A 23,740-nucleotide genomic window follows, 5' to 3' on the forward strand; every position below is an offset into this window, starting at 1 on the left:
GCGTCCCCACTACGAATCCTATTATGACCCGCATCCGCATCCTGACCGACATTCTGGCCAACAAGATCGCCGCCGGCGAGGTGGTGGAGCGGCCGGCGGCGGTGGTCAAGGAGCTGGTGGAAAACGCCCTGGATGCGGGGGGCGAGCGCATCGCCATCGAGATCGAGAACGGCGGCCGCGCGCTGATCCAGGTGGCCGACAACGGCAGCGGCATGGGATACGACGACGCCCTGCTGGCCCTGGAGCGCTTCGCCACCAGCAAATTGCGCAGCGACGCCGACCTGGCCGCCATCCGCACCCTCGGCTTTCGCGGCGAGGCCCTGCCCAGCATCGCCGCCGTCTCCAAGCTGACCCTGATCACCCGCGAGCAGGAGAGCGACACCGGCGTGCAAATCCAGGTGGAAGGCGGCCGCATCGTCCATGTGACCGAAACCGGCGCGCCCCGGGGCACCCTGGTGCGGGTGGCCCGCCTCTTCTACAACACCCCGGCCCGGCGCAAGTTTCTCAAAACCGTCAACACCGAAATGGCCCACATCGCCGACACCGTGGCCGGCATGGCCCTGGGCCGGCCCGACGTCCATTTCACCCTGACCCACAACGGCAAGACCGTCCAACAGTGGCCCCGCGCCGCCGACGGCCCCGAACGGGCCGCCGGCGTGCTCGGCCGCGCCGAGGGAGAAGCGCTGCTCCCCCTGGCGGCCGCGTCCGAGCCCTTCCGCCTGAACGGCTGGATCGCGCCCCCCCGCCTGGCGCGCAACACCCCCCGGGGCACCTTTCTGTTCGTCAACGGCCGCCGCGTGCGCGACCGCATCATCCAGCACGCCTTGTTTGAAGGCTTCGAAGGGCGATTGATGAAAGGCCGCCACCCCCTGGCGGTGCTGCTGCTGCACGTTCCCTGGGATCAGGTGGACGTCAATGTCCACCCAACAAAGCACGAAGTGCGCTTCGTCGACCCGCGCCGGGTGCACGACCTGGTCCGGGACGGCGTTCGGGAAGCCCTGGAACGCAGCGAACGGCGCCGTTGGCACCCCGACACCATTGCAAAAGCCATGGGGGACACTCGACCGGCGCCCCCCGCCGGCCGAACCGACATCCGCAACGCTGCGCCCGCGTCCGCTCCCCCGGCGGCCGCCGTGGCCGAATCCCCCATTGCCTACGGCCCCGTGCCGACCACCCCGGCCGACGGCCTACCGGCAACCGCTTCCCCCGCACCAGCGTCGCCGCCCCGCGATCCACACAGTCCACCGGCTCCGCCGGCGACAGTGCGAGAGGCGACGGCAAGCAACCATCCGCCCGCCGCCAGGCCAACGCAGCAAAACCTCTGGCACGCCGACCGTTTCGCCGATCTCGTCGTCATCGGCCAGTACCGCGGCACCTACATCCTCTGCCAGCAGGGCGACGACCTGATCCTCATCGACCAGCACGCGGCCCACGAACGGGTTGTCTTCGAAGCCCTCGGCCGGCAGCACCACGCCCCGGAAGCCCAGCGACTGCTCATGCCCGAAACAGTAGAGCTGGGCTTTGCCGAAGCCCGCGCCCTGGAACCCATGGCAACCCATCTATCGGCCATGGGCCTGGAGATCGAACCCTTCGGCGGCACCACCTTCGCCATCAAAACCCTCCCCAGCCTGCTGGCCGAGGCCGACCCCGCCGACCTGGTGCGCGGCCTGGCCGAACGGTGCGCCGAACTGGGCCTGGACACCGATCCACAGAAAATCCTAGACGCCTGCCGCATGGTCATGGCCTGCCACCGGGCCGTGCGCGCCAACCAGCGCCTGAACGACACCCAGATCCGAAGACTGCTCGAAGACCTGGACCGCTGCCAAAACCCCTCCCACTGCCCCCACGGCCGCCCCACCTGGGTGCGTTGGACGCTAAAGGATGTGGAAAAGGCCTTCGGTCGGCGGCCTTAGACGGTCACGCCCGATTGGCGTTCGGGCATCTCCATTCGGGCACCCACGTTCACGGATCTCCCGATCGGCCACCCACCGTAGGGGCACGGCACGCCGTGCCCTGCACCGCGATCCTCCATGGCCGCTTGTGAAAGATATCGGGCATATGGGCTCCGGGGATGTTGCACGGCATTTACACGGTACCATTGGGTTAACGCGAACAAGGGCACTGCATGCCGTGCCCCTACAACTCGGGGTCGCAGTTGCGTGGATGAGTGGGTTATCCTTTTCGAGGTTCCAATGAAACCATGGAAGAAATTATCTTGACTTCTACAAAACATCTTGCTATTGATGTGGCATTATTTGTGGCCGAATGTTCCTGATTATCAGCCAATTAACCCAGTTTGGAACCGAATCCAATTGAAACGAACGGTAAGGGCGTCTCGAAAGGAGCAGGTTGGGAAAGCCGTTGATTGGCGGTAGTCGGTGACGTTTGGCCTTTTTTGCGTGGTTTGGCGTTCTTTTAACCCACTTCATTGTCTCAAGGAGGACAACAGATGAAGAAACTATTGGTTGTACTATTGGTGCTGGGGCTGGCCGCCCCGGCGATGGCACAGACGAACTGGCACTTCTACGGCAGCCTGCGGACCCACGTGGGGTATTACAGCACCAGTGAAGACTTTATTGCCAATGCGCCTGCCCAAGACGGCACTATCGGCATGGGTAGTTTGGGAAACCCCTTTGGCCAACCTGCTCAAGGCATAAAAGATGAAGGCACCCTGTTGAGCATGAGCGCCCAGAGCCGTCTCGGCTTCAGGGGGGCGGTGTCGGACAAACTGTTCGGCCATGTCGAGTTCGGCTTCACCGAAACGACCCGCGCCGGCAAGTCGCAAAGTCCTTATACCCGTCTGGCTTACGGGCAGTGGAACTTCGGTGCCGGCAGCTTGATTTTCGGCAAGCACTACACCCCCGCGACCTTCCTGGGATACTCCAACATGGTCGGCGACCTGGGCGACTCGGGCGATGCCAACTTGCTGGTGGCGGGGCTGCCCTACATTGGTCGTCAGCCCCAGATCCGACTGACCATCGCTGGTATTGAACTCGCCTTAATCGAGCAGAACACCGCCCAAGATGACCTTAACTATGATGAAATCGACCGTGTCCTGCCTCGCATTGAAGCCGCTTATGTGTTCCGGACCCCCGTTATCGCCATCCGCCCTGTACTGGGCTACCAGACCTACAAGGTGAACGACCTGGGACCCGGTGGTGATTATCGGAACATCGAAAGCTACCTGGCGGGCCTCGGCATCAGCCTGACCCTTGGGCCGGCCTACGTGAAGATGACCGGCGCCTGGCAGCAGAACGCCGGCAATTATGGCAACAGCAACGTTCTCGCCCCCTACGCTCGGAGCGCCACTGCGGTGGATGACGCGCAGAGCCTGCAGGGCACCTTCGTCGCCGGCTTCAAATTTAGCCCGGCCTTCTTTATCGAAGCTGGTGTTGCATATACCGAAAACAAAGTTGATCTTGCAGCCAACGTCGAGTCAAAGCAAAAAGGTGCAGTGTATTATCTGCAGGCTCCGTTTACAGTTGCAAAAGGATTTACAATTATCCCCGAAGTCGGCCAGCTTGATCGCGGCGATTGGGTAAATCCCAGTCCGCTCCTGCCCCTTGGCGATTATGCCCAAGGCCGTATGACTTACTTCGTTGCCAATCTTAGAATCGATTTCTAGGCTAATTTTAGGCACACAGGTAGAAGTTATTAAAAAAGCCGGGGCTTGCGCCCCGGCTTTTTTATCCACATAGTTCATTATTTTGAACCCGCCCGAAGGGATGTTTATCCACTCGTTATATCAACCAATATTCCTATTTTACCTTAAAATGGATTTACTTTTTTGAACAAATTGTGTTTTTCAGGTTAAACAATCCAAGCCCGCTCTGAGTTCAGCCTGCTGTTTATACAATTATAAGCCACCGATAAATCTTCCTATTTAAATTCAAAAAGCCCTATACCACCGCCCACAGCAAATGTGGCAAGCGAATTGCATGGCTGAATTGTGCCAAACCAATAGTTTTTTCATCTGTTCTCCTCCTTAACGACCAAGTGACCGCCAATCGCTTGGTCGTTTCCTTTTTGAGGTTCCCACTTGCCTGCGTTATCAAACTACCGTTTGTTGTCCTTGATCTCCATGACAACAACCGATAAAGTCGGTATTCGGCAACAATGGCGGCCTCATCAGGCAACCGTGTTTTCACCTTCTTTTACGGAACCTATCGATGACGCTTTTTAACCGCTTGGGCAGGAAATCGGCAGCAGGCCCACCATGCCATGCCTCGTGCCGGAGGTTCAGTTGATGTGGCGGTTTGGTGTTGACGGATCGGGTGCTGCTTCCTCTCCTATACGAATGCCGGTTCGATCTCTATACTTGGCGGCATTGGTTGTGCTGGTGGCCGTTTCGATGACGCCTGCGGCATCGGCTGACGCTCCCCGCCTCACCGTCCGCCCCGCCACCCAGGCCGTCACCCTGAGTGGTTACACCCGCGCCCGAGCAGCCCTGCCGGTGGCGGCGGAGATGGGGGGGCGGGTGTTGGCGGTGCACTATGATGTGGGGCAAGCCATCGGCGACAAGCCCTTTGCGCGGATCGATCCCACCTTTGTCGATTTTCAGATCGAGCAGGTGAAGCGGCAGTTGGAGCGGTTGGATGTGGCCCTGGAGCGGCATGTTTCGCGGATTGGTTTTCTGGAGAAGGAGTTCGAGCGCATCGATGCGCTCTACCGGGACGAGGTGGCCCCCCTGTCCCGCTGGGAGGCGGCGGGAGAGGAGCTGGCCCAGGCCCGCTTGGAACTGCGTGGGGTGGCGGCCGAGCGCAATGCCCTGGCGGTGCAGCAGCGGGAGCTGGCCGAGCGGCGCCGGCGCCACGATGTGCCGGCCCCCGAGGGGTGGGTGGTGGTGGCCCGGCGGGTGGAGCCGGGGGAGATGGTGGCCGCCGGTGCGCCCCTGGCGCGGGTGGCCGATTTTCGCACCTTGGTGGTGCCCCTTTTCGTAACCGAGCAGGAACTGGCGGCAATGGGCGAACGGGATCCCTTGCCGGTGACCGTGGCGGGACGGCCGGGGCGGGCCCGCATCAACTGGATCAATCCCGATTTCGACGAGCAGACCCGCAAGTCAGCGGTGGAACTGGTGCTGGTGGGCCACGACGGCGAGGCCCGCGGCGGGTTGCCGGTCCGTCTGGAACTGACCCTGCCCACCCGCGGGCTGCGGGTGCCCCGGGCGGCGGTGACCGACCGCTACGACAACCCCTACGTGCGCCTGGCCCCCGACGGCCGCATGGTGCCGGTGTTCGTCACGGGGGAAGACGGAACGGATTTGATCGTGGCGGATGAAGGCCTTCTGGAAATTGGTACATCTTTGAAGCTACGGCCAGAAGATCGTTGATGCCGCGATAGCGGCAGACCGGTTTCGACAAACCGCCGCCGCAAAATCCTTTCCTGAGCCGCGTTCCATCGACAATACCTGCCCGGATTCGCCAAAGACCGGCGTTTATCCCCTAATTCCCTGCGCGTGGCAGTGCTGATTGACCTGTTGACATTGCCATCCGCTCTTGCCATACTGCGCGCCAACTATTGGATATAAAAAAGTCTTCAGTCGATAATGAACCGACAAACGGGGCAGTCGTGAGAAAGGGCGTAACAAATGGTAGCCCGGCTTTCCAGGACGCAGCCGGTACCCGGAAACCCATCGGCCGACCATGACCCATCGCCCTTGCACACCGCTTGCCGACAACTCCATCTCCTGTGCCGATTCGGGTATGCCGATCCAATCCGGTAACCCACCAGGCGGAGCTATCTTTGATGCCTGACACCCCCCATTCCAACACCACTCCCTTGGCTTATCAGGATTACCCTCAAGAGCCGATCATGCTGGACAACCTGTCCACCCATTTCATGAAGGAATCCCTCTTCGTCCCGATTTCCCTCGCGGACGACACCTTGACCGTGGCCATTGCGGACCCGGACAACTTCTACGCGGTGGACACCCTCAAGCTGGCCTATCAGTACAAAGTGCGCACTTTTCCCGGGCGCCCCGAGGACATCATCGATGCCATCGACCGTTTATACGGCACCGGCACCGAAAGCATGGACATGATCATCGAGGAGGCCGGCCGCAATATCGAAGAGCTGGCCGCCCATGAGGATGAAAACGCCGACCACCTCAGGGACATGGCCTCCGAGGCGCCCATCATTCGGCTGGTGAACCGGCTGATCCTGAATGCCATCGAACAGCGGGCCAGCGACATTCACTTCGAACCCTTCGAGGGCCTTTTCAAAGTGCGGTACCGCATCGACGGCGTCCTGCACGAAGTGGAATCGCCCCCCGTGCGCTTGCAGGCCGCCATCATCTCCCGGGTGAAGATCATGGCCAAACTGGATATCGCGGAACGGCGCCTGCCCCAGGACGGCCGCATCAAACTGCTCATCTCCAATCGGGAAATCGATTTTCGCATTTCCACGTTGCCCACCATGTTCGGCGAAAGCCTGGTCATGCGCATCCTGGACAGGGAAAACCTGGTTCTGGATTTCCACAAGATCGGTTTTCCGGATGACATACTGCAGGGCTATCTCGGCTTGATCCGTCAACCTTACGGCATGATCCTGGTCACCGGCCCCACCGGCAGCGGCAAAACATCAACCCTCTATGCAACCCTGGCGCGCGTCAACTCGCCTGAAATCAAGATCATCACCCTGGAAGATCCGGTGGAGTACCAATTGCGAGGCGTCAACCAGATCCAGGTCAACACCAAAATCGGCTTGAATTTCGCCTCGGGCTTGCGCTCCATCGTCCGCCAGGACCCCGACATCATCCTGGTCGGCGAGATCCGCGATCATGAAACCGCGGAAATCGCCATCCAATCCGCGCTGACCGGCCATTTGCTCTTCAGCACCCTGCACACCAACGATGCCGTGGGGGCGATCACCCGTTTGCTGGACATGAAAGTGGAAAGTTTTCTGCTCAGCTCCACCTTGCTGGGTGTTTTGGCCCAGCGGCTCGTGCGGGTCATCTGCCCGGTGTGCAAGCAAGAGGTGACGAACGAAGACAACCTGATGCGCTCATTGCGCGCCGAAACGCCCGAGTTGGCCGATGCCGTGTTCTATGTGGGCGCGGGTTGCGAAGCTTGCCGCAACACCGGCTACCAGGGCCGGATCGCCATCTTCGAATTCATGCGTATCGACGATGACATCCGAAGGGAAATCGTGAAGCAATCCGGCACCGAAACCCTGCGCCGCATGGCCCTGGACAAAGGACTGGTCACCTTGCGCCAAGACGGTTGGCGCAAGGTCCTGGCGGGCATCACCACCGTCGCCGAAGTACTGAAGGTCACCCTGGACAACTGATGGCCCTGTTTCTTTACAAAGCCACCGATGCCGACGGTAAAGTGGTCTCCGCCTCCTTGGAATCGGACGACGAGGCTGCGGCGGTCGCCCGCATTCAAAAAATGGGATTGATCCCCATACGGGTGACACCGGCGGGCAAGCAGCCGCGCATCAGCGGCTGGGCCGCCCTGGACCCAGTCAAATATCTGAACCGCCGCATCACCGGCAAAGATGTAATGCTCTTCACCCAGGACCTGGCGTCTTTGCTGGGCGCCGGTCTGCCCGTGGACCGGGCCCTTTCCATTCTGGTAGGGGTTTCGGAAAGGGAGGCCATGCAAGCGACGGTGGCCGATATTTTGAAGATGGTTCAGGGAGGCGCCTATCTTTCCGATGCGCTGGCCAAGTATCCGCGTATATTTTCCGAATTTTACGTGAACATGGTGCGGGCGGGCGAAGCGGGCGGCGTACTGGAGGATGTGTTGGGCCGTTTGGGCACTCACCTGCAAAGCGCGCAGGACCTTGCCGATTTCATCAAATCGGCCATGGTCTACCCCATCTTTCTGGTCACCGTCAGCGGCATCTCCATCATCATCCTGATGACCTACGTGATGCCCAAATTCACCGTACTGTTTGCAGACATGGGCGCCACCATCCCCTGGTCCACCAAGCTGCTGCTTCAGGGCAGCGACCTGTTGCGCAATTTCTGGTGGCTGCTGCTGGCGATCTCGGCGGCGGCGGTGTTTCTCGCCGAACGCTACCGGCGCACACCACGGGGGCGGCGGCGGATCGACCAATGGAAATTGCGTCTTTTTTTGGTGGGTGATCTCGTGCGCAAAATGGAAACCGCGCGCTTCGCACGCACCCTGGGCACCCTGACCCGCAGCGGCGTGCCGATCCTCCAGGGTCTGGACCTGGTCCGCAAAGTGCTCGGCAACCAGGTGTTCGCCCGATCCATGGAGCAGGTGCGTCTCAAGGTGAAGGAAGGGGATCGACTGGCGCCCTCCCTAGCGCAAGCAGGGTTGTTCCCCTCCCTGGCGCTGCAAATGATCACCGTCGGCGAGGAAACCGGGCGCCTGGAGGAAATGCTCTTCCGCATCGCCGACAATTATGAAAAGGCCTTGACCATGGCCGTCAAACGCTTTACAAGTTTGATCGAACCGGTGATGATCCTGGCCATGGCCATAGTGGTCGGTTTCATCGTCATTTCCATGCTGATGGCCATCTTCAGCATGAACGAACTGCCTTTTTAGCTCTCAAGCGAGTCGCTCCGTGAAAAGCACCCCATTGCACCCGGCATCATCCAAGGGCTTCACCCTGATCGAAGTGCTCATCGTCATGGTCATCATCGGGCTCCTGGCGGCCCTGGTGGGACCCCGCATGTTCGGCAAAGTGGGCCAATCCAAGCAAAACGCCGCCAAAGCCCAGATGTCACTGTTCGAAACCGCGCTGGACGCCTATCGCCTGGATGTGGGCCGCTACCCCACCACCGATCAAGGCCTCAACGCCTTGCGGGTGCGCCCGCAGGGCGAAGAACGATGGGATGGCCCCTATCTGCGACGGGACATACCGCAGGACCCCTGGGGCAACCCCTACGAATACCGTTGCCCCGGCGACCACGGTGACTTCGACATCATCTCCTACGGTGCCGATGGGCGCCTGGGCGGCGAAGGCGAAGACGAGGACATCGGCAACTGGCAGAACTAGTCTCCCCTCGCGCGTCGGACCGTCGTGGCTTCACCCTGATGGAGCTGTTGGTCACCCTTTTTTTGATCGGTATCGCCGCCGCCGTGGTGCTGCCGCGACTGACCGGCTCCCATCAGAAACTGCCTTTGACCGCCGCCGCCAAGGACCTGGCCGCCCTGATGCGCCTGGCCCGCAGCGATGCCGTCACCCGCAGTGAAACCATGGTGATCCACCTGACCACAGATCCCTATCGCCTTGTGCTGGTCCGCGCCGAGGACCTGGAACGGTGGCAAAACAGCGGCCAAGACCTTCCCGCCACGGACCCGCGGCGGGTTTACCACCTGCCCGCGGGCATCACGGTGGAACGCACGGTCACGGAGGGCGACCTTCGGCTGCCGACGAACGACATCGCCCTTTTCTACCCCATCGGCAACAGCAGCGGGGGGCGCATTGTGCTGACCGACACCGCCGACCGCCGCGAAACCATCCAGCTGGACATCGTCACCGGCAGCGTTTCCATCGGCGCCGATGCCCGATCCTGAAAAGCGCCGACCCACAGCGGCCGCCCGAGGTTCAGCAAAGAAACCGAAAAATGCAAAAGGAATGCCCCTGCGACGCCGGAAATCAATATACCGTCGGCGGACGGAAAGCCGCTGCCGTCTGCCCGGCCCGCCACCCGTTCAGCAATAGGGGATTCACCCTTTTCGAGGCCCTGGCCGCCACCATGATTCTGGCCATCGCCCTGGTGACCATCATGCAGCTTTTCAGCGGCGGATTGCGCACCGGCCACCTGTCGGAGCAATACACCAGGGCCGTTCTCTGCGCCAGGCAGACCATGGAAGAGCTGCTGCTGCGCCCCGATTCGGCCGAAGAAACCCTTGCCGGCGAATCTTCGGACGGTTTCCGCTGGCAAGCCGACATCACCCTGGCGGACACGGACGAAGACCCGCCCGCGCGCGCCGGTGAATTGCGCCTTTTTCACATCGCCCTGAAGGTTTGGTGGGACGACGGACAGCGGCAACGGGAAGTGGACCTGGAAACCGTTTACCTGGCCAAGGCGCGCGATGACAGCTGAAACGCTTGCCCGCCGCCGGGGCTTTACGCTGCTGGAACTGCTGCTCGCCATGTCCATCACCGCCATTATCATCACCCTGATATTCGGCACCTTCCGCATGGGCATCCGGGCATGGGAACGGGGCGAGCGGGACATCGACCGGCAGCAACGCCTGCGTATCGTTCTGGAGCTGTTGAACCAGCAGATCGGCGCCCACACCCATGCCGGCAACTGGGTCAAAGAAGATGCGCCGGCCGCCTTCGACGGCCGCCGCGACCGGCTCTCCTTCGTTTCCCGCATGGCGCTGCACCCGGGGCGCCAGCGGGGCGTGCTCTACATCCAGTACACCATCATCAGCAGCAACGATGCGGCCGGGATGTCCCTCCAGGTCCTGGAGGTTCCCGCTGCCATGACCGATGCGCCTTTGGATGTGGAAGCCGACGATCCGGCCATGGAGCGGCGCACCCTCCTCAGCGGCATGCACGACATCGCCTTTGACTATCTGCCGGCGCCGGACACCGAGGGCGAGGCCGAGTGGCTGGACCACTGGGATGCCCTGGAGCAAAACGGACGCCCCCTTGCCGTGCGCATCCGGGTCAAGAGCCATCCCGACGACCATGCGCCCGTCACCTTGATCGTGCCCCTGCGCGGCCGGGAAAAGCCCTAAGGAGCACCGAACCATGCGCCCGGACCTCCCCTTGCGGCTGAAGAACAGCGGCGCCGCCCTGATTCTGGTGTTGTGGGTGCTGGCCTTTCTGACCGTGATCGCGGCGCAGTTCGCCCGCACCATGCGCACCGAGGCCGGCATTGCATTCAACTACCGTGAGATGGCCCGGGCCCACTATTCCGCCAGGGCGGGGGTGAACATGGCCTTGCAGGCGCTGCTCCGATCCCTCCGCCATCCGACCGCCATGCAGACCCGGTCCGAGGATCCGGATCCCGATGCGCCCGATTGGCGCATCAACATGGACATTCCGATCACCGGCCCCCGACAGGAACGGATCGTCACGCGCATCGACAACGAAGGCGGCAAGGTGAACATCAACCTGGCCGATCAACGGCTTCTGCGCCTGGCCGTCAGCGGCCTCGGTCTCACCGAGGAGGAGGAAAACACCATTGTCGACAGCATCCTGGACTGGCGCGACAGCGACAACCGGCCCCGGCCCCTCGGCGCGGAGGACGATTACTACCAAGCCCTGCCCGTCCCCCACCCCTGCAAAAACAGCGACTTCGACGACATCAGCGAACTTTTGCTGGTGCGGGGGGTAACGCCGGAAATCTATTTCGCCGGTTTGTCCGAGCGCGTGACCGTCCACCCCACACGGGACACCGCCCGGCAAGCCTTAGGAATGAAACCCGGCACCAGCCAATCGGCCGACGGATTCGACTTCAACCGCATCAACATCAACGCCGCCGCGCCCGAACTGTTGATGGCACTGCCGGAATTCACCGCCGAAATGGTCGAGGCCCTGGTCGAATACCGCCTGGAGCAGGATCTGCGCGCCGACAGCGACCTGGTGAAGTTGATCGGCGCCAGGGCCTTTCTGTCCGTTCGTCCCCTGATCACATACCATCGCTCCCCCTACTACACCCTCTCGGCCACGGCGCAGATGGACCAAAGCGGCGTCCGCCAGGGTGTGGCAATGACGGTTAGGCTTGATTTGCAAGCCAAGGACCAATATCATACCGTCCACTGGCACCCCCACACCGTGGTGCGATGACCGCAAGGGCATCGGCCCCGGCCCGGCCGATCACAGGAGAACCGGCTTGCTGTTTCAAACCGCCATCGGCATCGACATTCATACCGACAAATTCAACGTGGTCGCCCTCAAAACCCGGCTCAACCGGATATTGCCGGCTGCCCGCGCCACCCATGCCTTCAACGGCGACCTCAGCGCCGGTGACAGGGTCAAAGTGATCGCCGAGGTGTTGGGCCGCTTCGTTCAGGAACACCGCATCGTGGCCGCCGATTATTTCCTCGGCATCCCCCGGCAGATGGTGATTCTCAGGGAGGTCCGGCTGCCCCTGTCGGCCAAGGAGAACCTGCGCACCACCCTCAGCTACGAAATGCCCAAATACATCCCCCTGCCGGTGGATGAAATCCATTTTGATTACCATATTTTCGAAGAGCAACGGCAGGAGAACCAACTGCGCCTGCTGCTGTTTGCCGCCCGCCGCGGCGACATCGAACCCTACCTCCACCTGGCCACCCACCTGGGCCAGCAACTGTCCGCCATCGAGCCGCCGTCCACCGCCATGGCCGCCTTTCTGGCCATGCACCCCCCCGCTCAAAACAACGGCCCCTTCGGGCTGTTGCGCCTCGACACCGGAGGCGGCGAACTTTGCATTTACCGGAACGGCCTGCTGAGGGCCTCGCAGTGGATCGAAACCCCGACCGCCGCCGAAGACGCCGCGGACCGTCTGATGACGGCCGCCCGAGCGGTTGAAGGACGCTCCGAGACGCAACACCGGTGGTACTGCGTTGCGGCGGGGGCATCCCACGAAGTGCCCGCCGTCTTTCGGGAAGGCACCCCCCCGCTGAACATCGTGCCCCTGGACACAACCGCGGCCGGCCTCCCGGAAGCCCAATGGGCGACGGCTTACGGTCTGGCTCTGCGCGGGTTGCGCCAGGGCAACGGCGCCGTCAACCTGCTGCCGCCGACCATGCGCAAAAAGCCCGATCGCAGCGCCTATTACACCCTGATGGCGCTGACGGCGGCGGTCTTCCTGCTAGCCGGCGCCTGGGGTGTCAGCCATCTCATCCGCCACAGGATGGCCGTGGCCCACATCGAATCGGAGCTCAAACACCTGCGGCCCCGGGTGGCCGAAACCGAATCCCTGCGGGCCGACAACAGCCGCCTGGAAGACCGCATCCAGGGTTTGGAGGCCTTGCGCCGATCCAGGACCTCCGCTCTGGTGACCCTGGAAGAGCTCAGCGCCCGCATCCCCACCACGGCCTGGGTGGAACACCTGAACTTTCAAAATCAAGGAGTGCGCATCACCGGTTTCGCCGACTCGGCCAGCGAACTGGTCACGCTCCTGGAAGAGTCCCCCCTGTTCACGAACGTGGTGTTTCTGTCCGCCATCACCCGCACCCGGGACGGAAAGGAACGGTTTCAGATCGGCATGGATTTCGAAAACCCCCAAAGCTAACCGCCACAGCGCCGATCGCCGAACACACAGATGCCCAAAGAACGCAAATACCTGCTCATCGCCGGCACCATCCTGCTCCTGCTGGGGGCCGTCTACCGCTTCTACCCGGACCTGGCCGCCTATTTCGGCGGTTCCAATGAATCCGCGCTCCAGATGCGGCAGTTGAGCCGCTACCGCCAGGCAGCCGCCGAAAGGCCCCGCCTGCAGGCACAGCACACCGCCCTGCAAAGCCGGCTGGAGCGCGCCGAACAGATCCTGCTCGGCGCCCCCACCCCCTCCCTGGGGGCCGTGGACATCCAGAACGTCATCAACGACATCGCCTACGCCAACAACCTGGTGGTGGAATCGGTCCGCGTGCAACGCACCAAGGACGCTCCGGTGGAGGGCTTCCTCGAAGTGCCGGTCACCGTGACCATCAAGCTGCGCATCCGCCAGCTCACCGACCTGCTGCACCGCATCGAAGCAGCGCCCCAGCTCTTGGCCGTCACGGACATGAATCTGCGCGCCGCGCCGGCCGGCGAACCGGACACCCTGAATGCCGTCATCACCGTGTCCGGCTACATGCCCAAACCCGAAAACGAATCCCAAAGCCAGCAACGCCGCGGAGCATCGCCGCCGCCACGGCGCTGAAACGGCAGCCGGAGGACCCATGATCACCCGAATCGTCGCAATCAATTTGGCCCTGGCCCTCGTCGGGCTCCTGTTGCTCATCGCAACCATCGGCGTCTGGCGCAACCCGCCGCCCCTTGCCGAAACGCCTGCCACGAGCAGCGCGCACCCACAGGAGAGCCCTGTCCAGAGAGGAACCACCCGCCTCAACGAACCCGGCGTACCGCCCAAATCCGCCTTCAACAACATCGGCGCCCGCAACCTCTTCAGCCCGGACCGCCGCGAAATGTCGGCGGCGGAGACCGAGGAGGACATCGAGGAGTTGACGGCCGTCGCGGAAGAGGCGCCGGCCCCCAAAGTGGACGGCCGCCTGATCCAGCTCTTCGGCGTGGTGCTGGCCGAGGAGCTGACCACCGCCCTGGTCAGCGACCCCTCCGTCCGCACCGGGCGGGGGCAGAACCGATGGGTGCGCCCCGGGGACCGGATCGGGCAACTCGAGGTGGAACGCATCGAACCGGAAGCGGTGATCTTCGCCGACGACCAAAGCAAGCGCTTCCGGGTGGCCCTGCACTCGCCCGACAAATCCCGCAGCAGCGCCGGCGCGGCATCCTCGCCGGGCACCCCCCGCCCCACCGTGGTGACCACGCAACCCACGCCGGAGCCACGACCCGCGGCCCGGCCTGAAACCCGCGATGCAGCGCCATCCGGCCCGGACCGGACAACCCGGGATGGAACGGGGACGGATGAGCAGGAGTATGTCATCATCAAAACGCCGTTTGGCGATATCAAACGACCGAAGAGTCAACCATGACGATACCGAAACCAATGCCCAAACACCGACCCGTCCTCGTGCTGATCGCCCTGCTGGCCTGTTTGACCATCATCGGAGCGTGCGCCCATCGGCCACCCGCGGAATCAAAGGCGGCTAATCCGCCGGCACCCGCACTCGAGGCGGAAGCACCGGAAGCCCGGGCCGTCTCGACACCCATAACTACCGAAGTGCCGCGGCAAAATGACGCCGATCCTTTGCCGGACAAAGTTCAGCCGTTCGAGAACCCCTCGGATCGGCTTTCCGTTGCCGGCCGTGCGCCCCGCAAGGCTTTGCAGACAGCACCGCAGCGGCCGGGCGCCATACTGAACGCAAACGGATCCGACCCGGAGCCGAACCCGGAGGCCTCTTCGAAACAGGGCGGCATCACGCTCAATTTCGATGACGCCGACATCTATGAAGTGATCCGCACCATGACCTCCCTGCTGGGCATCAACTACATCGTGGACCCCGGCGTGCGGGGCCGTGTGACCATCCAGACCGCCGGCGCCATCCGGCCCGACGAACTTTTTGGCGTCTTTTATCAAATACTGGAAGCCAACGGCTTGACGGCCATCGAGGAGGGACCGGTTTACCGCATCACCACCCTCAAGGACGCCGCGCGACTGCCCCTGAAGACCCACCACGGCACCGATCACACCCCCTTGCCGCCCGGCCGGCGTATCGTGATGCAGATCATACCGTTGAACAACATTCTGGCGGCGGAAATGACCAAACTGCTCACCCCCTTCGTCTCCGCCGACGGCACCATCATCGCCGACGCCGACACCAACACCCTGTTGCTGGTGGACCGCGACAGCAACATCGAAAAAGCCCTCCAGCTGGTGGAGACCTTCGACATCGACCTCTATGAAGGGGTCAGGTACCATTTTTTCAGGATCGATCATGTTTACGTGAACGACATCGTTCCGGTCATAGAAAGCGCCATGGCCGCCTTTCCTGCCGGGTTTCGATCGGAAGTGAAGCTGATCCCCATCGAACGGATCAACACCCTGCTGGTCATGGCCCGGCAACAGCGCCAGTTTGACAGGGTCAAGGACCTGCTGTTCAAGCTGGACACCCCCAGCGAAGGCACCCAATCCCAGATTTTCATCTACTCCGTACAAAACGGAGAGGCCGATGATCTGGCCGGCCTGCTGGACCGGACCTTCTCAAAAACCGCCGTGCAGGGCCAAGGGGAAAAACCAAAGGAAGAAACCGTCCGCCGCACCGACCCCAACCCTTTTCTTCGGGCCGAGGAAAGGCCCGCCGAGGCCAATCAGGAGACGGTTCCCGTCCTGGAAAGCGGCGCTTTGCCGGGAACGTTGCGCGGCGATATCCGGATCGTCCCCGACACAGCACGCAACCTGCTGATCATCGAGGCCCTGCCCACCGACTGGCCCATGATCCAGGCGGTGCTGGCCCGCCTCGACATTCTGGCCCGCCAAGTACTGATCGAGGCCATGATCGCCGAAATCCGGCTGGACGACCGCACTGAGCTGGGACTCGAATTTCAATACGTGGAAGGCCCCGGATGGATGAGCACAACGCTGCTGGGCGCCGCCACGGGCGTCGGCGGCCTGCAGTACATGATCGGCCAGACCAACCGCTGGAACGCCACCCTCAGCGCCCTGGCCAAAAAAGAAAAGATCAATGTGCTCTCGTCGCCCACCCTGCTGGCCTCCAATGGAAAGGAGGCGCGCATTGAAATCGCCGACGAAGTGCCCGTGGCCAGCGCCCAGTTCCGTTACGGCGGCGGAACGGAGCCGCCGGTAACCCAAACCAGCATCGACTACCGCACCACCGGCATCATCCTGAACGTCACCCCCCATATCAACGAAAACGGCATGGTCACCATGGACATCCGACAAGAAGTGAGCCAGCAGGCCGGCAATGTCACCGTCGGCGACCAATCCTACCCCTCCTTTTTCAAACGCAGCGTCAACACCAACTTGACCGTCGGCCACAACCAGACTATCGTGCTGGGCGGCCTCATCCGCGAAGACGAGGAGCGCACCCGCACCGGCGTGCCCTTCTTGAGCCGGATCCCCCTGCTCGGCTTCCTTTTCGGCAAGGACGTGCGTTCAGGCGTCAAGACCGAACTGATCATCCTGATCACACCACGGGTGATCGTCCATCTGGGCGATGTGGACGCGATCACGGACGATTTCAGCCAGAAGGTGAAACGCATTCGCTATCCGGCCGATTCATAGGAATCGCGAGCGATCCAGCTCGCGCCAATCCCCGGGGAAACTTTTTGCGCCGCTGCCGCCCCGTGGCGCCGATCAACGCCCTTTGACCAAACAACGCCGCTACGCAATGGCCGCGTCATCCGGCCGCACCGCCGCCCTCCGGCGTCCCGTGCGCATCCTGCTGTCGCTGCCGGCCCTTCTCCTACTGATTCCGGTGATCGTTGCCGGCGCGACCGCCGTTCCGCCGGAGGCGGCCCGCATCTCGGTGGTGGTGTCATCCAACCTGAAACCCTACATGGAAACGCTGCAAGGATTGGAGGCCGGCTTGCAGGCAGCGGCGGCGGCAACGCCCACCGTTCACTTCCTCGATCCGCTCAACGACCCCTCGCACACCCTGCTGGCCGGCATACTGCAAAAACAGGATCCGGACCTGCTCATATCCGTCGGCCCGGAGGCCATGGCCTTTTGCTGGAACGCCTTTGCGGACCAACCGCCCCCCATGGTCTACAGCATGGTGCTCCACCCGCACCGCGTGGTGCCCGAAGCGCCTTCCCTGTGCGGCATTTCCCTGAGCCTAGCGCCGGATCTGCAACTGCGCCACTTCCAGCACGCCTTCCCTCGCCTGGAACGCCTCGGGCTGATTTTCGATCCCGCCCACAACGAACCTTTCGCCGTGGCGGCGGCGACGGCGGCCGAACGCCTCGGCATCACCCTGGTGCCCCTTGCGGTCCGCCAACGGCAGGAGATCCCCAGCGTACTGGACCGCCACTGGCATGATATCGAGGCCCTCTGGGTGATCCCCGACGCCACCGTGATTTCCGAAAGCCTGGTGCATTTCATCATCAAGCGGGCCCTGACCCATGGCGTCCCCGTCTTCGGGTACAACCAGTTCTTCGCCGACAGCGGCGCCGCCCTGGCCCTGGTATGCGACTACGAAGCCATCGGCCGGCAGGCCGCGGAGGCCGCCACGGCCCTGTTGCAGGGGCGGCCATGCCCCGCCACCCACCCGGCCCATGAAGTGGTGCTCAACGAGCGGGTGCTGCAAGCCTTGGGGATGACGGCGTCCCCGCCGCCCGACAGGCCGGGGGAGGCGCCATGAAACGCTTGAGCATCCATTCACGGCTGGTGATCGCCGCATTTCTGGTCATCGGCGCCGTGGCACTGGTCCTGGGCACTCTGGGCATCCAGGTGACCAACCACTTCATGCACGAGCGGTTCCACGACCGGATCGATTTTCTCGCCCGCTACCTCGCCATGAATTCCGAAGTCGGGGTTTTGATCAGCGACACCCGGGGTCTCAACAGCCTGGCCCACAATCTGCTCGGTGAGGAGGACGTCGCACGGGTCATGATACTCGACAGCGACGACAACACCCTGGTGGACCTGGAACGGCCGGAGTCCGGCCCCCTTTCCATGGTGGAGACGCCGGTGGTGTTCAAGCGCGCCAGGGGCGAAAACCTGCTCTTCAACGACGCGCTGCGCCAGACCAACCCATTCATCAGCAAACAGCCTGAAGCGGAAGTGCACATCGGCAAGGTGCGCATCTATTTCAGCACCCGCGGCATCAACGACCTGACGCGCCTCATCGGCAGGCAATTCCTTTGGTTTTCAGTGGTCGCCTGCCTGGTGGCCGGATTGGTGTTTTTCCTGGTCTCGCGTCCCATGGGAACGGAACTCAAACAGCTCACTGCCGCGGCCCAGCAGATCGGCCGCGGCGATGCCGAACTGCGGGTGATCCCGGGCCGTTTGCCGGAAACGCGCGCCTTGGCATTCTCCTTCAACGCCATGCTCGACTCGCTTGAGCACAGCCAGGCCGCCTTGCAGAAAGTGCACCAGGAGATGAGCCGCCAGAAGGCCCTTGCGGAGATCGGCAAGTTTTCGTTGATGATCGCCCACGAAGTCAAAAACCCGCTGGCCATCATCAAAAGCTCCCTGGACATCCTCAAGCGGGAATCGCGGCTGGACCCCGAAAACACCATGGTGGGCTACATCGAAGACGAAATCGTGCGCCTGAACCGCCTGATCGAGGCGTTCCTGCAATTTTCACGGCCGGCGAAACCCGCCTTCCGCACCATCGACCTCAACCAGACCCTGGCCGATGCGGTGGCGCGCCTGCAAATGACCCATGGCGACAACGGCATCACCATGCACATATCCCCGGCGCCCGGCCGCATTGCCGCAGCGCGGGCGGACAGGGACCTGTTGACCCGCGCCTTTTCCAACATCATCGACAACGCCTGTGCCGCCGCCGGCACCGGGGGATCCGTCCGGGTCAGCACCACCATCGGCACCGACTATTGGCGGGCCGCCATCATCGACAGCGGCGAGGGCATCGACCCGGCCATCGCCCAACGGGTCTTCGAACCCTTTTTCACCACCCGCAGCAAAGGCACCGGCCTCGGCCTGGCCTTCGCCGCCCAGGTGATCCTGGCCCACGGCGGCACCATAGAGGCCGACAACGCGCCCGAGGGCGGTGCCGTTTTCACCGTGCGGCTGCCCCTGACGACAGGGCCGCCGACCGCCGGCCCTTCGCTTCCGCAAGAAAAGGGGCCGGTGTTGAACGCAGATACCTGTGCTGTTGCCAACCCCGATGCCAGGAGGACCTGAATGGCCCGCATATTGGTAGTGGATGACGAAGAGCGCATGCGCCATCTTCTTGGCCTCATGCTCAAAGGATCCGGGCACCAGGTGAGCGAGGCCGGAGACGGCCACGCGGCCTGGACCATGATCCAGGAAAAGCCCTTCGACATGATCATCAGCGACATCAAGATGCCCCGGCTCAGCGGCATGGAGCTGCTCCGCCGCACCCGGGAAAAAGAGGCGGCCTGCCCCATCGTCTTCATCACCGCTTTTGCCACGGTGGATTCGGCCGTCGAGGCCATGCGGTTGGGTGCGGCCGACTACATCACCAAGCCCTTCGAGGAAGAACGCATCCTGCTGACGGTGGAACGCACCCTCAAGCTCTCCCGGGTGCTGGCCGAAAACCGCGCCTTGCGGCAGCAGCTCAGCGAAGCCGACGCCGAAGCGCCGATCATCCACGCCTCCGAGCCCATGGGCCGGCTGCTGGAAATGGCCGTCAAGGTGGCCCAGCGGGCCTCCGTGGTCCTGATCCAGGGCGAATCGGGCACCGGCAAGGAGCTGCTGGCCCGCTTCATCCACAAACAGAGCCCCTGCGGCCAGGGCCGTTTCGTGGCCATCAACTGCGCCGCCATCTCGCCCCACCTGGTGGAATCCGAGCTGTTCGGTCATGAAAAAGGGGCCTTCACCGGCGCCGACCGGCAGAAACCGGGCAAGTTCGAATACGCCTCGGACGGCACCCTCTTTCTGGACGAAATCGGGGACATGCCCCTGGAGGCCCAGGCCAAAGTGCTGCGCACCCTCCAGGAAAAGACCATCCAGCGCGTCGGCGGCAACCAGGAGATCCCCGTGGAAGCGCGCATCATCTGCGCCACCAACCAGGACCTGGAAGTGCTGGCGGCACGGGGCCGATTCCGCCAGGACCTTTTTTACCGCATCAACGTCGTGCCCCTGAACATGCCGTCGCTGCGGGATAGGCGGGAAGACATTCTGCCCCTGGCGCGCCACTTCCTCGAGCGCATTTACAGGGGCCGGCCGTTCGCCTTGACCCCCGGCGCCGCAGCGCTGCTGCAGCGCTACCCATGGCCCGGCAACGTGCGGGAGCTGGCCAACGCCATGGAGCGCGTGGCCATCCTCTCCGGCCAGGCCGCCACCATCGATCAGGCGGCTCTCGACTTCCTGGAGCGTCGCGCACCGGGTTGCACCGACCCCGACGACTTTCAATTGCCCGCCGGCGGTTTGGACCTGGAACGGTTCGAGCGGCGCCTGATCCGCCAGGCCCTGGATCAGGCCGCCGGCAATCAGTCCCGCGCCGCCCGGCTGCTCGGCCTGACCCGGGCGAAGTTCCGCACCCTGATGAAGAACTGTAGACAAAAGTAGACACCATGGCCCTTCAGATCCTGTTTCGCTTTCTCTTCCTCGGTCTTGTCGCCCTGCCGCTAGGGGTCCCGGCCCTGGCGGCGGACAACCGAACCCCTGGTCCGGCATCGCCGGCCGACGACACTTTGCTGATGTTCGTGGGCGAGCGCACCCCCATGCTGCGCATCGCCTCCCGGCGCGAGCAAAGCGCCTGGCAGGCGCCGGCCATCGCCCGGGTGATCGAGCGCGATGAACTCCGGGAGCGGGGAGCGCACACCCTGAGCCAGGCCCTGGAAACGGTGCCCGGCTTTTTGATGGCGCCCCGGGAGTGGGGCACCCTGCCCTACCAGCGCGGCATCCCCAACGGCACCCTCTTTCTGCACGACACCGTTCCCGTCCAATCGGAAGTCAACAAGGCGCTCCACCACATCGACCATGCGCTGCCCCTCTGGTCCGCCAAGCAGATCGAAATCATCAGCGGCCCCGGATCGGTGCTCTGGGGCCCGGACGCCTTCGCCGGCATCGTCAACCTGGTGCCCCTGACCGGCAAGGACCTGCAAGGGGTGGAAAGCGGCGCCTTTTACGGCCTCCCGGGCGACCAGCACGGCGCCTTTGTCAACGCCGGCTACGACGGCGGCCTGTGGGACGGTTTCCTCTCCCTCAGCGGCCGCCGGGGCCGCCACGACAGCCGCGCCCGCAACATCGTGCGCTTCACCGGCCCGGACGGCCGGCCCCTGCCCCCCGAGCAGCGGGCGGGCCGGGATTTGCCGGACGATGCGGAATACCTGGACATTTACGGCCACTTCGCCCACGGCGGCTGGTTGAACCTCTCGGGACGCCTGGCCCTCAACCAAACCCCCTACACCATGACCGCCGGCAACGGTGCAATCGCCTGGGGCGAAACCCGCGGCACCCCCTTCGGCTTCTTAAAGATGGAGGCCAAGCGCGACCTGGATTGGCGCTCGGCCCTCAAGCTCACCGCCTACTATACGCACCTGGCCCACGAACACGAGGTGATCGACCGCAAACGCACCCTGAGGGAGTCCACCGGCTATGGGGAGCTGGTCTACGACCGCACCCTTTTTCAAGGCGCCGGCCGGTTCACCGGCGGCCTGTCCCACCGACACCGCACCATCCGCAACGCCCCCATATGGACCGGGTATCTGCCCGGCTACTTGGCTTCGGAGAACCCAACCTTCACTCCCATCGTTTTGGAAACCGACTTTCACAGCCGGATGACCTCCCTGTTCGGCCAGTACATGCACACCTTCGGCCCCGTCGATCTCTTTGCCGGCTTGCGCCACGACATGCACGCCAACCTGGCGGACCAGACCAGCGTCAACGCCGGCATCGGCTGGTCCCCGGCGCGCAGTTGGCGCCTCAAGCTGCAGTACGGCACCGCCTACCGCACCCCCTTCTCCCGCCAGCGACACACCGGCAGCCACCCCGACCCGGAGGAGATCCACAGCGCCAACCTGCAACTGGCCTGGCAACCCGACCAACGGCTGGAGACCTCTGCCACGGGCTTCTTCCAGCGCATCGACCGCCATGTGCTGGAGGACCCCTACGCCGGACTATCCCAGCCCAACCGCCAGGAGATCTACGGTGTTGAACTGGAAGCGCGCATCCGCCCCCACAAGACCCTCTCCCTCCATGCCGGACTGACCTGGACGGCCAACAGCGGCCCTGATGAAAAGTACCGCTACCTGGAAGCCATTGTACTGGAACCCGACGGCACCATCCGCGAGCTTTACGGCGAAAACACCTACCCCTACGACCTTGGCGCCGACCTGCTGTTCACCGCCGGCGCCACATGGCGGCCCCTGAACCGCCTGAGCCTGAACCTGCGCACCGTCCACGTGGCCGCCCGCCATCTGATCCTGCCCCGGCAGGAGGCCTTGGGACGGACGCAGGCCCCCGCGTTCTGGCGGCTGGATGCCGCCGCCGTGATCCGCGACGTCCTCCGACCCGGCATGGACCTGGAAATCGCCCTGCGCAACTTCACAGACCGGCGACACCCTACCCCCGGTACCTACGACATTTTTCAAAGCGAACCCTTCACCGCCACATTTATACTTCGCGTCCGGTGGTGATAATTACCAGACGAGGCCAATCCCCATGCCACCCTACAAACTCCACAACATATTGAATAAACTATTTATAAAGATATTTTCACCGAATAAGGACACGACGACGCAGGTACCCCTGCCTCCTGAAGTCTACATGCGCCTCGTATGCGGCCAGCATGATGACCTGGCGGACCAATTCAACTGGGCAGGCGAGGTAGTCCTTAACATGCTGGACGAAGAGGGCATGACCGCAGACGGCACCTCCTTTCTGGATGTCGGATGCGGCTGCGGACGTATTGCGCGCCGGTTGATGGAACGACCCATTTCCAGTTACACTGGCTTTGATCGCCACCCGGGCATGATCCGTTGGTGCAGGGAACAAATCGGTGCCCGGGATCCTCGCTTCGCCTTCCACTATTTCAGCCTGCAGAGCAGCTACCAAACTCTGGATGGCCACAAAGGACGACAACCCGCATCCGCCTTCGCCTTTCCCTATCCGGCTGCGTCCTTCAGTGCCGTACTGCTGGCCTCCATCTTCACTCACATGCCACTTCAGGAAAGTGTGCACTATTTAAGGGAATTGTACCGGGTACTGGCTCCCGGGGGGAAGATCCTGCTGTCGGTCTTTCTCAGTGATGATGAGGAGGATGGCTGCTCAGAGGTCGATTTTTACTATCATACCGGCACCTTCCTGGGCTGCCTGGAAGAGATCGGTTTTAAGGCCCGGTTTAGACAGAAGCTGGCGGAGCACCATTGGTACACCCTGTCCACGTCCGAGGCGGCACCTGCACTGCTACTTGATAGGGATGTTGAACAAACATCTGGTTGAATCCGGCCACGACTGGCTGAATTCAACCAATCTCCACGCTAATGCCTCCCCTTCATCTACGATCACCAAAACGTGCAAACCATAGATAAACTGATTTTTCAATTGGTTGTCATCTGCAAAACCGCCACCACACACCGTGGT

General features: G+C 62.9%; 19 protein-coding genes. All 19 read left to right on the plus strand.

What is annotated here, in order from left to right; genetic code table 11:
* The first annotated feature begins 23 nt into the window (after positions 1 to 23).
* Positions 24 to 1,913, plus strand: coding sequence for a DNA mismatch repair endonuclease MutL (gene mutL / locus MRX98_RS02175; RefSeq protein WP_246902626.1), 1,890 nt, complete (start codon positions 24 to 26; stop codon positions 1,911 to 1,913).
* Positions 1,914 to 2,449: 536 nt separating this feature from the next.
* On the plus strand, positions 2,450 to 3,625 hold the full coding sequence (locus MRX98_RS02180) for a hypothetical protein (protein WP_246902628.1): 1,176 nt from the start codon (positions 2,450 to 2,452) through the stop codon (positions 3,623 to 3,625).
* Between the two features lie 726 nt (positions 3,626 to 4,351).
* A complete protein-coding gene (locus MRX98_RS02185; protein WP_246902630.1) occupies positions 4,352 to 5,329 on the plus strand; it encodes an efflux RND transporter periplasmic adaptor subunit in 978 nt (325 codons plus the stop codon).
* 416 nt (positions 5,330 to 5,745) lie between these two features.
* A complete protein-coding gene (gene gspE / locus MRX98_RS02190) occupies positions 5,746 to 7,287 on the plus strand; it encodes a type II secretion system ATPase GspE (RefSeq protein WP_246902631.1) in 1,542 nt (513 codons plus the stop codon).
* Positions 7,287 to 8,516 carry a type II secretion system F family protein gene (locus MRX98_RS02195; RefSeq protein ID WP_246902632.1) on the plus strand — a complete coding sequence of 410 codons (1,230 nt, stop codon included), beginning with the start codon at positions 7,287 to 7,289 and terminating at the stop codon, positions 8,514 to 8,516. Before gspE ends, MRX98_RS02195 begins: the two co-directional genes overlap by 1 nt.
* Positions 8,517 to 8,535: 19 nt before the next feature.
* Positions 8,536 to 8,970 carry a type II secretion system major pseudopilin GspG gene (gene gspG / locus MRX98_RS02200; RefSeq protein WP_246902634.1) on the plus strand — a complete coding sequence of 145 codons (435 nt, stop codon included), beginning with the start codon at positions 8,536 to 8,538 and terminating at the stop codon, positions 8,968 to 8,970.
* A complete protein-coding gene (locus MRX98_RS02205) occupies positions 8,958 to 9,491 on the plus strand; it encodes a GspH/FimT family pseudopilin (RefSeq protein ID WP_281432173.1) in 534 nt (177 codons plus the stop codon). Before gspG ends, MRX98_RS02205 begins: the two co-directional genes overlap by 13 nt.
* A 50-nt stretch (positions 9,492 to 9,541) precedes the next feature.
* Positions 9,542 to 10,024, plus strand: coding sequence for a type IV pilus modification PilV family protein (locus MRX98_RS02210; RefSeq protein ID WP_246902637.1), 483 nt, complete (start codon positions 9,542 to 9,544; stop codon positions 10,022 to 10,024).
* Positions 10,014 to 10,670 (plus strand): PulJ/GspJ family protein, encoded by a 657-nt coding sequence (locus MRX98_RS02215; protein ID WP_246902639.1) that lies wholly within the window; start codon positions 10,014 to 10,016, stop codon positions 10,668 to 10,670. The genes MRX98_RS02210 and MRX98_RS02215 overlap by 11 nt, the downstream gene beginning before the upstream one ends.
* Positions 10,671 to 10,683: 13 nt before the next feature.
* Positions 10,684 to 11,724 (plus strand): type II secretion system minor pseudopilin, encoded by a 1,041-nt coding sequence (locus tag MRX98_RS02220; protein ID WP_246902641.1) that lies wholly within the window; start codon positions 10,684 to 10,686, stop codon positions 11,722 to 11,724.
* Between the two features lie 46 nt (positions 11,725 to 11,770).
* Positions 11,771 to 13,156: a PilN domain-containing protein gene (locus tag MRX98_RS02225; protein WP_246902643.1), complete on the plus strand. Its 1,386-nt coding sequence runs from the start codon at positions 11,771 to 11,773 to the stop codon at positions 13,154 to 13,156.
* A 30-nt stretch (positions 13,157 to 13,186) separates the two neighbouring features.
* Positions 13,187 to 13,786, plus strand: coding sequence for a type II secretion system protein GspM (gspM, locus tag MRX98_RS02230; protein ID WP_246902645.1), 600 nt, complete (start codon positions 13,187 to 13,189; stop codon positions 13,784 to 13,786).
* Positions 13,787 to 13,805: 19 nt separating this feature from the next.
* Positions 13,806 to 14,576: a hypothetical protein gene (locus MRX98_RS02235; protein ID WP_246902647.1), complete on the plus strand. Its 771-nt coding sequence runs from the start codon at positions 13,806 to 13,808 to the stop codon at positions 14,574 to 14,576.
* Positions 14,573 to 16,786 (plus strand): secretin N-terminal domain-containing protein, encoded by a 2,214-nt coding sequence (locus MRX98_RS02240; RefSeq protein WP_246902650.1) that lies wholly within the window; start codon positions 14,573 to 14,575, stop codon positions 16,784 to 16,786. The genes MRX98_RS02235 and MRX98_RS02240 overlap by 4 nt, the downstream gene beginning before the upstream one ends.
* Positions 16,787 to 16,868: 82 nt before the next feature.
* Entirely contained in the window at positions 16,869 to 17,864 is a 996-nt protein-coding gene (locus tag MRX98_RS02245) for an ABC transporter substrate-binding protein (protein WP_246902651.1), read from the plus strand.
* Positions 17,861 to 19,372 carry a sensor histidine kinase gene (locus tag MRX98_RS02250; RefSeq protein ID WP_246902653.1) on the plus strand — a complete coding sequence of 504 codons (1,512 nt, stop codon included), beginning with the start codon at positions 17,861 to 17,863 and terminating at the stop codon, positions 19,370 to 19,372. Before MRX98_RS02245 ends, MRX98_RS02250 begins: the two co-directional genes overlap by 4 nt.
* Positions 19,373 to 20,722, plus strand: a complete 1,350-nt coding sequence (locus MRX98_RS02255) for a sigma-54-dependent transcriptional regulator (protein WP_246902654.1) — start codon at positions 19,373 to 19,375, stop codon at positions 20,720 to 20,722.
* A 5-nt stretch (positions 20,723 to 20,727) separates the two neighbouring features.
* Positions 20,728 to 22,794, plus strand: coding sequence for a TonB-dependent receptor plug domain-containing protein (locus tag MRX98_RS02260; RefSeq protein ID WP_246902655.1), 2,067 nt, complete (start codon positions 20,728 to 20,730; stop codon positions 22,792 to 22,794).
* Between the two features lie 25 nt (positions 22,795 to 22,819).
* Entirely contained in the window at positions 22,820 to 23,599 is a 780-nt protein-coding gene (locus MRX98_RS02265; RefSeq protein WP_246902656.1) for a class I SAM-dependent methyltransferase, read from the plus strand.
* Positions 23,600 to 23,740 lie beyond the last annotated feature (141 nt).

The sequence above is a fragment of the Desulfatitalea alkaliphila genome, from assembly GCF_022968795.1.
GTDB classification, from domain to species: Bacteria; Desulfobacterota; Desulfobacteria; order Desulfobacterales; family Desulfosarcinaceae; genus Desulfatitalea; species Desulfatitalea alkaliphila.